Genomic DNA, 15,472 nt, shown 5'->3' on the forward strand with positions numbered 1-15,472 from the left:
GGCTGACTATGGCAGAAGATTCCGGCGCAGAAAAAACCGAACAGCCCACGCCCAAGAAGCTGCAAGACGCAGCAGAAAAGGGCCAGATAGCCCGCTCAAAAGACCTTGGCACGGCTTTTGTGCTGATCGCCAGTGCGGCATCCATGCTGATGTTTGGCAAAATGCTGGCGGTAGGGGTGTTAAATGTCGGTCAACGCATGATGCACCTTGACCAAAAAGACATGTTCGACACCAACTCAATGTTTACTGCGTGGACTGAAGTAGGCAAAGAATTAATACCGCCATTAGCCGCTATTTTTGGGTTTATTCTGGTGGCCGCTTTTGTTGGTAACTGTTTGCTGGGTGGCTTTAATTTCAGCTGGCAGGCGGCGGGGCCTAAACTGAGCAAAATGGACCCGTTAAAAGGTTTTAAGCGGATGTTTGGCTTACAAGCCTTAGTAGAGCTTGGCAAAAGCATCCTGAAAGTGGCGGTGGTGGTTACCGTGGCTTATCTGCTGCTAAAGCTGTTTTTTATGGATATTATGGCGCTGTCACTGATGAGCGAACCGAATAATATCGAGTCAGCCCTGTATGTGCTGGCCTGGTTGTTTCTCGGGCTGTGTAGCAGCATCTCCATTATTGCTCTGGTTGATGCGCCCTACCAGAAATGGAACCACATTAAGCAGCTAAAAATGAGCCTGCAGGAAATTAAAGACGAGCATAAAAACTCGGAAGGTAGCCCGGAAATTAAAGCCCGCATTCGCCGCACCCAAATGCAAATGTCAATGAAACGGATGATGCAGGAAGTACCAACAGCCGATGTTATTGTCACCAACCCGACCCATTTTGCGGTAGCGCTCAAATATGACCAGGGTAAGTTCCGGGCGCCGGTTGTGGTGGCCAAAGGCGTAGACGAAGTCGCAATGCATATCCGGAAAATTGGTAATGAGCATAAAGTACCGGTGATTGAGTCGCCCGCGCTGGCCAGGTCAATTTTCTACACCACGGAGCTGGATCATCCTATTCCTGAACAGCTGTTCGCTGCGGTAGCTCAGGTTCTGGCTTACGTTTATCAGCTGAAAATGTATAAAAAAGGCAAAGGCAGCCGGCCAAAAACGTTGGCCAGAGAGTTGCCAATACCCGCCGATTATCGCCACTAAGCGCTAACCTCACAGCTAAAAGCTGTAAAATGGGTCAGAGTGAATAATTTATTCACTCTGACCCATTTTTCAGTTGTGGAACGCTTTTTGCTGTTACTGACTTAGCCTCGCGTTATGCGCCAATAATTTGTTAGGTACGCCATGCAGTTTGTTCAGTATTTCAACAACTTTGATAAATCAAAATTGTCTTTTATGAAAGGGCTTGGCACGCCAATGCTTATTCTGGCAGCGCTGGCGATGGTAGTGTTGCCGTTACCGCCTATTCTGCTGGATACCCTGTTTTCTTTTAACATTGCCTTGTCGCTGGTCGTGCTGCTGGTCACCATTTATACCTTGCGTCCGCTTGATTTCGGTATTTTCCCCAGCGTCTTGCTGGTTGCAACTATTATGCGGCTGGCCCTGAACGTGGCCAGTACCCGGGTAGTTTTGCTGGAGGGCCATAACGGCGGTGATGCTGCCGGCAAAGTGATTGAAGCCTTTGGCTCGGTGGTTATCGGCGGTAACTATGCGGTCGGTATTGTGGTGTTTTTAATTCTGATCATCATTAACTTTGTGGTTGTAACCAAAGGTGCGGGACGTATTGCTGAAGTGTCGGCCCGCTTTACTCTGGATGCGATGCCCGGTAAGCAAATGGCAATAGATGCTGATTTAAACTCAGGGCTGATTACCCAGGATGAAGCCCGGACCCGCCGTGAGGAAGTGACCAACGAAGCTGATTTTTACGGTTCAATGGATGGTGCCAGTAAATTTGTAAAAGGCGATGCGATTGCCGGTATTGTCATTCTGGTCATCAACCTAATCGGTGGCTTATTTATCGGTATGCTGCAGCATGATTTAAGCTTCGGCGATGCCATGGAAATTTATACCCTGCTAACCATCGGTGATGGCCTGGTTGCCCAAATACCGTCACTGTTACTGTCGATTGGCACCGCTATTATCGTTACCCGGCAGAATAAATCAGGTGATTTGGGCGAGCAAATGACAGCTCAGCTCAGTGACAACACTCATGTGTTGTTTATCGCGGCTGGCGTACTGACCTTAATGGGTATTGTGCCAGGCATGCCACACTTTGCGTTTTTAAGCCTGGCTGCATTAATTGGCGGTACCGCTTGGTTTATCCGGAAAAAAGCAGTTCGGGTGCAAGCAGAGCTGGTGACGAAAAATGCAGCTCCTGCCACTGATAACCAGGTACAACCGGTTAAAGAGATTGGCTGGGATGACGTCCAGGGCGTTGATACCATTGGTCTGGAAGTAGGATATCGCCTGATCCCTCTGGTAGACAAAGCCCAGGGCGGTGAGCTGTTAAACCGGATCAAGGGCGTGCGTAAGAAACTGTCACAGGAACTGGGCTTTCTGGTGCCACCGGTGCATATCCGGGATAACCTTGATTTAGAGCCAAACAGCTACCGGGTTGCCCTGATGGGTGTTACCAGCGGAGAGGGTGAACTGCGCCACGATAACGAGTTAGCGATTAACCCTGGCCAGGTATTCGGTCAGGTTAAAGGTGTGGCTACCAAAGATCCGGCTTTTGGCCTGGAAGCAGTCTGGATAAGCAAAGACCAGCGTGAACACGCACAAACATTGGGTTACACCGTAGTTGATGCTGCCACCGTAGTGGCTACCCATCTGAGCCAGATATTAACCAATAATGCCGCCAACTTACTGGGTCATGAAGAAGTGCAGAACCTGCTGGATATGCTGGCCAAGCATTCACCGAAACTGGTAGAAGGTTTGGTGCCGGATGTACTGCAACTGACCACGGTGGTTAAAGTGCTGCAAAACCTGCTGCAGGAAGGGGTGCCCATTCGTGATATGCGCACTATCGTCCAGACGCTGGTGGAATATGGTAGTAAAAGTCAGGATGTCGATGTGCTTACTGCGGCCTGCAGGATTTCGCTGCGCCGGTTAATTGTGCAGGAAGTAGTGGGTAGCAAGCCAGAAATTCCGGTGATTACTTTTGCACCTGAGCTTGAGCAAATGTTGCATCAGTCAATGCAGGCTGCGGGCAATGATGGTGCCGGCATTGAGCCCGGACTGGCAGACAGGATCCAGCAATCGTTGCAGGAAGCGCATCAGAACCAGGAATTAAGTGGCGACAGTGCGGTGATGCTAACGTCAGGAATTTTACGCTCAGTCATGGCACGATTCGTGAAGTACACTATTCCAGGTCTGCGGGTATTGTCATATCAGGAAATTCCCGATGATAAACAAATTCGAATTGTCAGCGTTATTGGTCAGCAAAACTAGGAGTAACTCATGAAAATTAAACGCTTTGTCGCTAAGGATATGCGTACCGCCTTGACGGAAGTCAAAGAGTTCCTGGGGCCAGATGCGATAATATTATCAAACAAAAAAGTGGCGGAAGGCGTCGAGATTGTGGCTGCGATTGATCCGGAGAGCCAGAGCGCTAAACTTGCTGCAGCACCGGCTGTCCCGGCTACTGCCGCGCGGCAGGCACCACGCAGCGAGCCCCGCTTCAGCGCCCGGATTGATGATGGCGAACCAGTGGCTGCAGCCAGAAATACCGCTACTGAGCAGACAGAAGCGCCAGCCGACTCATTGCGTGAGTTGCTGGCCCGGCAAATGATTAAACAGCAGGGCCGCGAGCCTGCTGCACAAAGTAATAAGCGCTCACCTGCGGCTTCGCAACAGACAGTAAACCCGGCGGCGGCATTTGAGCGTCAAAGTTCTGGCACTAATCCGGCTGCGGCGGCCAGCCAATGGCAGGAGCTGAGCAAACAGCAGCAGCAACAGAGCCAGTCGATGGCGACCCAGTTTGAGGCTATGCGTAACGAAATGTTGTCAATGCGCCAGTTATTGCAGCATCAGGTTTCAGGCTTAATGTGGCAGGACTTAGCACGGCGCGAGCCGGTGCGGGCATTGGTAATTGAACATTTACAGCAGCTGGGTTTGTCAGAGCAGGTTGCCGATCAACTAGCGTGCTTTATGCCGGAAGACATCAGCGCCTGCGAAGCCTGGGAAACCGCTATGGAACTCTTGGGCGGGCAGCTGAGCACCACCAATGACGACATCCTGCGCCACGGTGGTATAGTGGCCTTAGTCGGCCCAACCGGCGTAGGTAAAACCACTACCGTGGCTAAGCTGGCGGCAGGTTTCGCCAAACGTCATGGTGCCGATCAGGTGGCATTGATCACTACCGATTCCTACCGGATTGGTGCTTTTGAACAGCTGGCCACTTATGGCCGGATAATTGGCTGCCCGGTCAAGCAGGCGAAAGACAGTGATGAGTTAGCCCTGCTGTTAAATCAGCTGGCGCAGCGTAAACTTATTCTTATTGATACTGCCGGTATGAGTCAGCGAGACGTGCGCCTGGCGGAAAAACTTGCCAGTTTAGTGCATAATTCACGTGTCAAAATAAAAAGTTATCTGGTATTGTCTGCGACAGCGCAGGCCAGAGTAATGCAGGAGACGGTTGCGCAGTTCAAACGGATTTCTCTGGCGGGTTGTATTTTTACTAAACTTGATGAATGCTTAAGTTTGGGTGAAGTAATCAACGTGGCCATTCAAAACGCATTGCCGGTTAGTTATCTGACTAATGGTCAGCGGGTGCCGGAAGATATCGTGGTAGCCGACGCCGCCGATTTAGTGCAACGAGCTGAAATATTGCGGCTGACTCACAGCAGTGCCGGACATCAGTGGTATCAGGATGATGTGTCCCGAACGGAAACAGCCTATGCATAGTCACGAATTAATTGACGATCAAGCCAATGGCCTGAGAAGAATGAATAAGCAGATGGTAAAAGTAATTTCAATAACCGGTGGTAAGGGTGGCGTAGGTAAAACTAACGTCAGTCTGAACCTGGCAATGGCAATGGCTCAACTGGGCAAAAAAGTGCTGGTGCTGGACGCCGACCTTGGCCTGGCAAATTGCGATGTGATGCTGGGTTTACGGGTGGAAAAAAATCTTTCTCATGTGTTGTCCGGCGAGTGTGAGCTGGACGATGTCATTATTGATGGCCCTTTCGGGATCAAAATTGTACCTGCGACGTCTGGCTCGCAGAATATGACCGAGTTGTCAGCGGTCGAGCATGCTGGCCTTATCCGGGCATTCAGTGAATTAAAAACCCCGGTCGACGTGCTGTTAGTGGACACTGCTGCAGGCATTTCCGATATGGTATTAAGCTTCTCCCGGGCCTCGCAGGATGTGGTGGTTGTGGTATGTGATGAGCCCAGTTCTATTACCGATGCCTACGCCCTGATGAAAATATTGAGTCGGGATCATGGTGTTGAAAAATTTAAGATTGTCGCCAACATGGTGCGCAATATGAAAGAAGGCCAGGAGCTGTTTGCCAAGTTAAGCCGGGTAACTGACCGTTTTCTGGATGTCAGCCTCGAACTGGTGGCAACGGTGCCTTACGATGAAAATGTTCGCAAAGCGGCCCGTAAACAAAAAGCCTTTATCGATGTCTTTCCAAAAAGCCCGGCCAGCATGGCAGTTAAAGGTTTAGCCTTAAAAGCGATAAAATGGCCGGTGCCTGCCAATGCTTCTGGCCATCTGGAGTTTTTTCTTGAGCAACTGTTGCAGCCGCATGCTGATCAGGGGGTAGTGTGAATAGTAAGCTGGCCGCATATGGTGGGGTTGACCAGATGCAGCAGCTGGTTGAACGTCATGCTCCGTTAGTAAAACGCATCGCTTATCATTTGATGGCCCGTTTACCTGCCAGCGTGCTGGTAGACGATTTAATTCAGTCCGGCATGATCGGCCTGATTGAAGCTGCGAAAAATTTTGATGGCAGCAAAGGTGCCAGTTTTGAAACCTTTGCCGGCATCCGCATTCGCGGTGCTATGCTGGATGAAATGCGCCGTGGTGACTGGACCCCTCGCTCGGTGCATCGCAACGCCCGCTTAATTGCTGATACCATAGCCGAACTTGAAGCAGAGTTTGGCCGCGATATTAAAGACTTTGAAGTTGCTGAAAAACTTGATATATCCCTCGATGAGTACCATCATATGTTAACCGATGTCAGCACAGGCAGAATTATCGGTATTGAAGATCTCGGCGTATCTGAAGATGTTCTGGTGACCTCTGACGATAGGGACGGTGATCAGTTATATGAACAGCAAGCGAATGAAGCGTTTAATAAAGCATTGGTATCGACTATTAGCAGTTTGCCGGAGCGCGAAGCTCTGGTACTCTCACTGTATTACAACGAAGAATTAAATTTAAAAGAAATTGGGGCAGTGCTGGATGTCAGCGAGTCCCGGATAAGTCAGATCCATAGCCAGGCACTCGTGCGGTTAAAAGCCAGAATGCAGGCTTGGGTATAAATTAAAGCAGTTGAGATACCAGGCGTATTATCTCGTCGGAGGGGACTTTGGATAAAAATATGAAAATTCTTGTGGTTGATGACTTTTCAACCATGAGGCGCATTATTAAGAACTTGCTGCGTGACTTAGGCTTCACTAACGTGTCAGAAGCTGATGATGGCAGTACAGCGCTGCCGATGTTGCAAAACAGCGAGTTTGATTTTGTTGTTACCGACTGGAACATGCCGGGAATGCAAGGTATCGATTTGTTGCGTGCTATCCGGGCCGATGCCAAGTTAAAGCATATTCCGGTGCTGATGGTGACCGCAGAAGCGAAAAAAGAGCAAATTATTGCCGCCGCTCAGGCTGGCGTTAATGGCTATATTGTTAAACCTTTTACTGCCGCCACCCTGCAAGAAAAGCTGGCAAAAGTCTTTGAGCGTTTAGGTTAAGCCGTAACTGACAAGGAGTGACACTATGTCTGACACGACGGCTGCTGATATTACGCTGGAGCAAGCAAAAGAACTGGTGCAGTTACTGGAGATTGGCGAGCAACAGCTGGCAAACAAGCTGGTGCAATCAATCACGGTACCCGGTTCTTCTGAATTATTTGCTGAGGTAGGTAAACTCACCCGGCAATTACATGATTCGCTGAAGAACTTTCATATCGACCCGGCGCTGAACAATTTGCTGGAGGAAGATATTCCAGATGCAAAAAAACGGCTCAATCATGTTATTGATATGACGGAGCAAGCGGCCAATAAAACCATGGACGCAGTAGAAGCCTGCTTACCGATAGCAGATCAAATTACCCAGCAACTAAATCAGCTACAGCCACAATGGCAGCGTTTAATGCAACGGCAAATTCAGCTGGCTGAATTTAAACAGTTGTGCCATGGGGTAGATGGCTTTATGCAGCAGGCCAGTGTCGACTCCGCTACATTGAACGCATTGCTGACTGACGTGTTAATGGCGCAGGACTATCAGGATTTAACCGGCCAGATTTTGCGCCGGGTGATTGAGCTGGTGCGTGAGGTTGAAGACAGCCTGATTGGCCTGCTTACTGCGTTTGGACAAACTAACCCTGAATTACCAGAAGTCAAAGCTAAGCCAGCTAAGGCGAAAGCCAAGGCAGCGCATGAAGCAGAAGGTCCTATTATTGATGCAGCGGAACGTGATGATGTGGTGTCTGGTCAGGACGACGTTGATGATTTACTGTCCAGTTTGGGTTTCTAACAGAGGTGTCTGCGCATGAGCTTTGATATGGATGAAGACATTTTACAAGACTTTCTGGTCGAAGCCGGCGAGATCCTGGAATTATTGCAGGAACAATTGGTTGAACTGGAAAACAATCCTGATGATGCCAATTTACTGAATGCCATTTTCCGTGGCTTTCATACCGTAAAAGGTGGCGCTGGGTTTTTATCATTGACTGAACTGGTTGATGCCTGCCACGGTGCTGAAAACGTATTTGATATTTTGCGCACTGGCAAACGTCGGGTTACCCCGGAATTGATGGATGTTATTTTACAAACACTGGATGCGATAAACGCCATGTTTGTCGAAGTACAGGCACGTCAGCCGTTGACTGCGGCTAACCCTGCAATCCTGGATGCATTGCATCACTACAGTGAACCTGAAAGTGAAGGCGAGGCGCCGCCGCCGATTGCCGTATCTGCTGAACCGGAATTGCCTGCTGAACCTGAACCTGCTCCTGTTGCTCAGAGTCTGTCAGCTACTGACAGTGCTGATGGCGGTGATATAGACGATATCAGCGAAGCTGAGTTTGAAAGAATGCTCGATGAGTTGCATGGTAAAGGTGCGCCAGGCCGCACCGAATCCTCACCAGCAAAAGCGCCAGCCAGCAATAACGCTAGCGATGACAGCAGTGATATTACTGACGACGAATTTGAAGCTATTCTGGACCAATTGCATGGCAAAGGCTCTTTTGTACCAGACACCAATAAAACCGCTGGTACGGCGCCTGCAGCTGATGCCAATAAGACACCGGCCAAGCCCGCAGCGAGCTCGGCGGGTGATGATGAAATAAGCGACGACGAGTTTGAAGCACTGCTGGACCAATTGCATGGCAAAGGTAACGCTCCGGTAGAAGTTCCAGCTCCGGCAGAACGCAAACCCGTTCCTACTGCTGCCGCCAAGCCGGCAACGCCCGCCGCTGCCGCGCCAGCTCAGGCAGCTGCTGCTAAACAGCCAGCGTCTGCAACACCTTCAGCAACATCGGCAGCAGCGCCGGCCGCAGATAAAGCGGCGGCAGCCAATGCAGCACCAGCAGCTGAGACGACAGTGCGGGTTGATACCAAGCGGCTTGACCAGATTATGAACATGGTAGGTGAACTGGTATTGGTGCGTAACCGCCTGGTCAGTTTGTCGACCAGCACTCAGGATGAAGAAATGACCAAAGCCATTTCTAATCTTGACGTGGTGACCGCTGATATTCAGGGTGCTGTGATGAAAACCCGGATGCAGCCTATCAAAAAAGTATTTGGCCGTTTTCCCCGGGTTGTTCGTGACTTAGCCCGTTCGCTACAAAAAGACATTAACCTGGTGTTGGAAGGTGAAGATACCGATTTAGATAAGAATCTGGTAGAAGCGCTGGCCGATCCGTTAGTGCATTTGGTGCGCAACTCGGTCGACCACGGCATTGAAATGCCTGATGTCCGCTTAAAGGCGGGGAAACCGAAGGTAGGTCTGGTCAAACTGGCAGCAACCCAGGCTGGCGATCATATTTTGCTGACCATTCAGGATGATGGTGCCGGCATGGACCCTGAAAAATTAAAAGGTATTGCCATTAAGCGTGGCATTCTTGATGTTGACGCTGCCGCGCGGATGTCGGATAACGACGCCTTTAATCTTATTTTTGCCCCGGGTTTCTCCACCAAGGAACAGATTTCTGATATTTCCGGCCGTGGCGTGGGTATGGATGTGGTTAAAACCAAAATTAACCAGCTAAACGGTACTGTGCAAATTAACTCCAAGCTGGGTGAAGGCACCTTACTGGAAATTAAAGTGCCTCTCACTCTGGCTATTCTGCCAACGCTGATGGTGATGGTGGGTAAACAAACCTTTGCTTTACCACTGGCCGGCGTTAATGAAATTTTCCATCTTGATCTGGCAAAAACCAACATTGTCGATGGCCAGCTAACTATCGTCGTACGCAATAAAGCTATTCCGCTGTTTTACCTCGAGCACTGGTTAGTAAAAGGCTCGAATAAACAATTACGCCGGGAGCAAGGCCACGTAGTCATCGTCCAAATTGGTACCCAGCAGGTGGGTTTTGTGGTTGATTCCTTAATTGGCCAGGAAGAGGTCGTCATTAAACCATTGGATGCGTTGCTACAGGGCACGCCGGGTATGGCGGGCGCGACTATCACCTCTGACGGGGGTATTGCTTTAATTTTGGATGTACCAAACTTACTTAAAAATTATGCCAAGAAATCCAAGATTAAATTTGATCGGTTTAATAAGCTGAACGCTTAAGAGAGTGCCGCATGACGATCAGGGTACTGATTGTAGATGATTCCAGTTTTTTTCGCCGTCGATTGACGGAAATTCTGAATTCTGATCCGCAGCTGGAGGTGATAGATACCGCCAGCGACGGTCGCGAAGCAGTCACTAAAGCGCTGGCATTAAAGCCTGATGTCATCACCATGGATATCGAAATGCCGGTGCTGGACGGCATCAGTGCGGTGCGCGAAATTCTGCAAAGCCAACGCATTCCAATTCTGATGTTTTCGTCGCTGACCCACGAAGGTGCCAAAGCGACCTTTGATGCGCTGGATGCCGGTGCAGTTGATTTTCTGCCGAAGAAATTCGAAGATATTGCCCGTGATAAAGAAGAAGCCGGTAATGTGTTAAGGGAAAGGGTAAAGGCAGTTGCGCGCAAAAGACCGCTGGGACGCAGCACCTTTAGCACTTCTCTAAGCAGTTCAGCAACCAGTATATCAGGTAGCAGTTCAAACGATACAAGCCGATCTGCGGCGCAGGGCCTCAGCTCTGGTTTAACCCGGGGTGGGCTTGGCCGGCCTCAGCTTACAGAGCGGCTGGGGGGCAACGCCGCCCGCACGACTAACTTTAAAGCCAGTGGCCAGAGCTATAAACTCGTCGCTATCGGTACGTCTACCGGTGGCCCTGTTGCCTTGCAACGGATCCTGACTAACTTACCTGCTGACTTTCCGCTACCGATAATCCTAATTCAGCATATGCCAGCGGCCTTTACCGGCGCGTTTGCCCAGCGTCTGAATACCCTGGCAAAGATAGAAATTAAAGAAGCTGCAGATAACGATATGTTGCGCCCTGGCGTGGCCTATCTGGCGCCAGGCGGTAAGCAAATGCTGGTAGAAGGCAACGACAATCAGGCCAGACTCAGGATTAAAGAAGACGATTCAGCGCGTATTACCTTTAAACCCAGTGTCGATGTGACCTTTGCCACCGCCGCCAGGGTATTTCAGGATAAAGTACTGGCGGTAGTGTTAACCGGTATGGGAGCAGATGGCCGGGAAGGTGCCAGAATGCTCAAACAAGCGGGCTCGCGGGTTTGGGCTCAGGACGAGGCAAGTTGCGTAGTATATGGCATGCCTCAGGCAATTGCGGCGGCGGGATTAATGGACCTCGAAGTCAGTCTGAATGAGGTGGCCGGCCGGCTGATAACGGAAGTGAAACATGGATAAACTGGCAATCAGTGGTTTTTTACTGGCGGTATTAGCAGTGGCCGGGGGCTTTATGCTGGAGGGTGGCGCCCTCAGCACCTTACTGCATTTACCGGCTTTTATTATCGTAGTGGGCGGCACGGTTGGGGCCGTGATGTTACAAACTCCGCTTCCTCAGTTCCGCTTGGGCCTGAGCATGCTACCCTGGGTATTAAGGCCACAAAGTTTACCAATGCAAAATGCGGTAGAGCGCATTGTCAACTGGGGCAGTTCAGCCAGAACCAATGGCTTTTTGTCACTGGAGTCTGCGGCGCTGGAGGAAAGCGACCCGTTTTTACACCGGGGTTTAAACTTACTGGTAGACGGTGTTGAGGCTAAAGTATTACAAGACACTCTTGACGCTGAATTGACCCTGGAGCGTGAACGCTTGTTGCGCGGTGCCCGAATTTTTGAAGCCATGGGTGGCTATAGCCCGACGATTGGTATTGTTGGTGCGGTACTGGGCTTAATTCAGGCGATGGCTAATATTTCTGAACCTAAATTACTGGGTATGGGCGTCGCCACTGCTTTTGTGGCAACCATATATGGTGTGGGTTTTGCCAACCTGATATTTATTCCGGTAGGAAATAAACTAAAAAGTCTGGTGTATCAGCATACCTTGTATCATGAACTGATTGTCGAGGGCCTGGTGTCGATAGCCCAGGGCGAAAATCCGCGTAACATCGAGCGTAAGCTCGCCGCATATCGGCTGAGTTAATTACTATGTACCGGCACAAGCAGCAACATCAGCATGATGAACCCGAACAACTCGACCGCTGGTTAGTGTCTTATGCTGATTATATGACACTGATGTTTGCGCTGTTTGTGGTGCTGTATGCCATGTCGGTAGTTAAAGATGAAGAATTCAGCGCGTTGGCGGATACCCTGACTAATGTGTTTGAACGTCCCGCCAAAACAGGCAGTGGTGTTACAGGCAGTGGCGTGCTGCCGCAGGCCGCACCGCAAAGTGATTTCAGCAAATACGGCACCTCACTCGAGCCGGCTGAAGGGCCAGAGCTGGTAGCAGATGCCAGTAAGTTATCAGAAGTACAACAACAGCATCTGGGCAGTCCGCTGGTATCACTGGAGCAAGAGCTGAAGCAGGCGCTGGCTAATTTAATAGAGCTGGGCGTAGTTGATATTCAGCAAGAAGAAAACTGGCTTATTATTGAACTGAGCAGCGGCTTGCTATTTGCCAGCGGCAGTGCAACAGCCACCAATTCTGCCAGGACCTTACTAAACGAAATTACCCGGATAATTAACCCGATAAATAACTTTATCCGGATCCGCGGCTACACCGATGATCAGCCGATTAATAACGAATTATTTTCTTCAAACTGGGAATTGTCAGTGGCCAGGGCGACATCAGTATTGCGGGTACTGGAAGATCTGGGTACGCCATCCTATCGCATGGCGATAGAGGGTTATGGCCAGTATTATGCGCAAGCAAGCAACGAAACGGCGCAGGGCCGGGCAGAAAATCGTAAAGTCGTCATTGCGTTGTCGCGTTATGGCTATATGCCGGATGAACTGGAACAGCAGCAACAAAGTGAAGATTTACAACAACAGTTACAGCAGGTTACTCAGGAAGATGGCAGTATCAGAGTAATCGCGTTGCCAGGTGGTGGGGTAAGGATCACCACCCGTCAGGACAATCCGGATGCACTGCCCGAACAACAGGAACCCTGAACGTGGTAATTTGGACAATAGCAAATCAGAAAGGTGGTGTTGGTAAAACAACCACGACCGTTACGTTAGGTGGCTTGCTCGCTGAGCGGGGTAAACGGGTGTTACTGGTTGACACCGACCCGCATGCATCGCTGACCTATTACTTCGGTATCGATGCTGAAGAGCTGGAAAACAGCGTCTATGATATTTTTATTCGCGGCAAAGATATTACCCGGGAAGAAATTCTGCAGTCGTTATGTCCAAGCGGGGTCAGTAATCTGGATATTCTGCCCTCCTCCATGGCGTTAGCTACCTTGGACCGCTCGTTAGGCAATAAGGGCGGTATGGGACTGATTTTAAAAAAAGCCCTGCAAAAAGTTAAAACAGAATATGACTATGTGTTACTCGACTGCCCACCCGTTATGGGCGTACTGATGGTCAATGCTATTGCCGCCTGCAACCGGATATTAATTCCGGTGCAGACCGAGTTCCTCGCACTGAAAGGCTTGGAGCGGATGATAGCCACGATGGCACTGATGCGCAACTCGCAGCAAAAAGATTACGCTTTTACTATAATTCCCACTATGTACGACAAAAGAACCCGGGCCTCGCTGGAGGCGTATAAAGAGCTGAAGGCTAAGTATCAGGACAAAGTATGGTCGGCAGTGGTGCCGGTCGATACCAAGTTCCGTGACGCCAGTGTGGCGCAAACGCCACCCAATGTTTATGCGCCGGCATCGCGTGGAGTGTTTGCTTACAATACGCTGCTGACCTACTTATTGCAGTTGGCACCGGAGGCATAATGAGCAGTTTAATTGCCAGCCAGAAAGTGATGCAGCACTACTTATCAGCTTTATTAACTGACGATGGTGCGACAGAAACCAGTCTGGTAGAAGATGCCAAAACCCGTGACCTGAACCGGCTGTTGGCTCAGGCAAGCCCGGTAGTTAAGGTAGCGGCACCGGATATGCCGCAGCCTTTAATAAGCGCCCCGGCGCCTGTTAAACCGCAGCTGAAAACTGAAATTCACTCAGCGGCACCAGCAGATATTGCCGTGCAGAGCCGTGATATCCCTATCGCCCAGCGCCTGGGCGCTACTGAGTTAACCCAGCCAGCGGTTGCGGTTAAAAAAGCTGAAACCCGGGCTTATCGGCAGGGACGTTTTCAGGCATTATTTTTCAATGTGGCCGGTTTAAAACTGGCGGTACCACTTACTGAGCTTGGCGGTATCCATCAACTGGGTGAAATTAACAGCTTATTTGGCAAGCCTGCCTGGTTTAAAGGCGTTATGTTGTATCGGCAGCAGAAAATCAGTGTGGTAGACAGTGCCCGTTGGGTAATGCCGGAAAAATATGATCATCAGCTACAGCAAAAGCTAAACTATCAGTATGTTATTATGCTCGGTACCAGTAACTGGGGGCTAACCTGCGAAACGCTGATTAATACCTTTAGTCTGGAGCAGGACGAGGTAAAATGGCGGGAAACTGACGGCAAAAGACCCTGGATGGCAGGATTAATTAAAAAGCATATGTGTGCTTTAGTTGATGTTGACGCTATGATTAACTTACTTAATCGCGGTCAGGACATTAATGCCTGAGCAGGCAGTAAAAATTTACAGGAGCGGTATATGAGCAATAATCAGGCAAAAGCAGCCGGCAAAAAAGAAAATGCCGATCTGGTGTTACAGTGGGTGACTTTCCGTTTACAGGAAGAAACGTACGGTATCAATGTAATGCAGGTACAGGAAGTATTGCGCTATACCGAAATTGCTCCGGTACCTGGCGCACCCGGTTATGTGATGGGGATCATCAACCTGCGGGGCAACGTGGTAACCGTTATTGATACCCGCGCTCGTTTTGGCCTGGCACCGGGCGATGTTACCGACAACAGCCGGATAGTGATTATTGAAGCCGAACGTCAGGTCATTGGCATCCTGGTCGACAGCGTCGCTGAAGTGGTGTACCTGAAGCAGTCTGAAGTGGATACCGCTCCAAATGTCGGTACTGACGAAAGTGCCCGTTTTATCCAGGGCGTATCAAATCGCGAAGGTGAATTATTGATATTGGTTGACTTAAACAAACTGCTCAACGATGAAGAGTGGGAAGAAATTAATAGTCTGTGAGCGGAGAACTCCCGATGAACCCATGGCTGCTGGGCCAGGCAATTGTTATTGCAATTTTACTGGTGCTGTTATTCTGGTTGTTATTGAAACAGCGTAGCAGTGGTGGTGAACAGCTTGCCATTCTGCAACGACAGCTGGAACAGAATAATCAGCAACTTAGCAGTGCTCAAAGCGAAACTGAAGAATTACGGGCGGGTATTATCGGGGTAGGTCAACGGGTACTGACCCTCGACCAGCGGGTACTGACCCTGGAAAACGAACTGCAACAATTGCAAGGTGCCTGCGCCGAGTTAGCCGAGCAACAACAGGCGTTGTCGCTGACCGATCCTGAAAGTAAAATTTATACCCGGGCGATGAAAATGGTCCAGTTGGGCGCCGATTTAGACGAAATTATGCGCGAGTGTGAACTACCCCGGGCCGAAGCCGAACTGCTGTTTAACCTGCATCAAGCCAAAACTTAAAAAGGGTCAGAGTCTGAGGTATCCCCACAAAATTGTTAGCTAAAACAAAAAGATGAATTCAGAAGGAACATTCATGGCGTTCGGTGATCAGATCAATCGCCAAACATC

At 49.9% G+C, this 15,472-nt stretch carries 15 protein-coding genes; all 15 read left to right on the plus strand.

Features of this window, described 5'->3' with window-relative positions; genetic code table 11:
* Positions 1-8: 8 nt before the first annotated feature.
* On the plus strand, positions 9-1,139 hold the full coding sequence (gene flhB, locus CRO03_RS14065; protein ID WP_097112256.1) for a flagellar biosynthesis protein FlhB: 1,131 nt from the start codon (positions 9-11) through the stop codon (positions 1,137-1,139).
* Between the two features lie 141 nt (positions 1,140-1,280).
* The gene (flhA, locus tag CRO03_RS14070; RefSeq protein ID WP_097112257.1) at positions 1,281-3,386 is read left to right on the plus strand and encodes a flagellar biosynthesis protein FlhA; all 2,106 of its coding nucleotides are present in this window, start codon (positions 1,281-1,283) and stop codon (positions 3,384-3,386) included.
* A gap of 9 nt (positions 3,387-3,395) precedes the next feature.
* Entirely contained in the window at positions 3,396-4,841 is a 1,446-nt protein-coding gene (gene flhF, locus CRO03_RS14075) for a flagellar biosynthesis GTPase FlhF (RefSeq protein ID WP_097112258.1), read from the plus strand.
* Complete coding sequence (locus tag CRO03_RS14080; RefSeq protein ID WP_097112259.1) at positions 4,834-5,712, plus strand: MinD/ParA family protein; 879 nt, start codon at positions 4,834-4,836, stop codon at positions 5,710-5,712. Before flhF ends, CRO03_RS14080 begins: the two co-directional genes overlap by 8 nt.
* Complete coding sequence (locus CRO03_RS14085; protein WP_097112260.1) at positions 5,709-6,428, plus strand: RNA polymerase sigma factor FliA; 720 nt, start codon at positions 5,709-5,711, stop codon at positions 6,426-6,428. Before CRO03_RS14080 ends, CRO03_RS14085 begins: the two co-directional genes overlap by 4 nt.
* 59 nt (positions 6,429-6,487) lie before the next feature.
* A complete protein-coding gene (gene cheY, locus CRO03_RS14090) occupies positions 6,488-6,859 on the plus strand; it encodes a chemotaxis response regulator CheY (protein ID WP_425427020.1) in 372 nt (123 codons plus the stop codon).
* A 25-nt stretch (positions 6,860-6,884) separates the two neighbouring features.
* Positions 6,885-7,643 carry a protein phosphatase CheZ gene (locus CRO03_RS14095; protein ID WP_097112262.1) on the plus strand — a complete coding sequence of 253 codons (759 nt, stop codon included), beginning with the start codon at positions 6,885-6,887 and terminating at the stop codon, positions 7,641-7,643.
* Positions 7,644-7,658: 15 nt separating this feature from the next.
* Positions 7,659-9,905, plus strand: a complete 2,247-nt coding sequence (locus CRO03_RS14100; protein WP_097112263.1) for a chemotaxis protein CheA — start codon at positions 7,659-7,661, stop codon at positions 9,903-9,905.
* Between the two features lie 11 nt (positions 9,906-9,916).
* The gene (locus CRO03_RS14105) at positions 9,917-11,095 is read left to right on the plus strand and encodes a protein-glutamate methylesterase/protein-glutamine glutaminase (RefSeq protein ID WP_097112264.1); all 1,179 of its coding nucleotides are present in this window, start codon (positions 9,917-9,919) and stop codon (positions 11,093-11,095) included.
* Positions 11,088-11,831, plus strand: coding sequence for a flagellar motor protein (locus CRO03_RS14110; protein WP_097112265.1), 744 nt, complete (start codon positions 11,088-11,090; stop codon positions 11,829-11,831). The genes CRO03_RS14105 and CRO03_RS14110 overlap by 8 nt, the downstream gene beginning before the upstream one ends.
* 5 nt (positions 11,832-11,836) lie before the next feature.
* Positions 11,837-12,802, plus strand: coding sequence for a flagellar motor protein MotB (locus tag CRO03_RS14115; RefSeq protein ID WP_097112266.1), 966 nt, complete (start codon positions 11,837-11,839; stop codon positions 12,800-12,802).
* 2 nt (positions 12,803-12,804) lie between these two features.
* Entirely contained in the window at positions 12,805-13,584 is a 780-nt protein-coding gene (locus CRO03_RS14120; protein WP_097112267.1) for a ParA family protein, read from the plus strand.
* Positions 13,584-14,378 (plus strand): chemotaxis protein CheW, encoded by a 795-nt coding sequence (locus CRO03_RS14125; RefSeq protein ID WP_097112268.1) that lies wholly within the window; start codon positions 13,584-13,586, stop codon positions 14,376-14,378. The genes CRO03_RS14120 and CRO03_RS14125 overlap by 1 nt, the downstream gene beginning before the upstream one ends.
* A gap of 30 nt (positions 14,379-14,408) precedes the next feature.
* Positions 14,409-14,903, plus strand: coding sequence for a chemotaxis protein CheW (locus CRO03_RS14130; RefSeq protein ID WP_019676457.1), 495 nt, complete (start codon positions 14,409-14,411; stop codon positions 14,901-14,903).
* Between the two features lie 14 nt (positions 14,904-14,917).
* A complete protein-coding gene (locus CRO03_RS14135; RefSeq protein WP_097112269.1) occupies positions 14,918-15,364 on the plus strand; it encodes a DUF2802 domain-containing protein in 447 nt (148 codons plus the stop codon).
* Positions 15,365-15,472 lie beyond the last annotated feature (108 nt).

Origin of the sequence: Arsukibacterium tuosuense, from assembly GCF_900215315.1 — a bacterium.
Taxonomy (GTDB): Bacteria; Pseudomonadota; Gammaproteobacteria; order Enterobacterales; family Alteromonadaceae; genus Alishewanella; species Alishewanella tuosuense.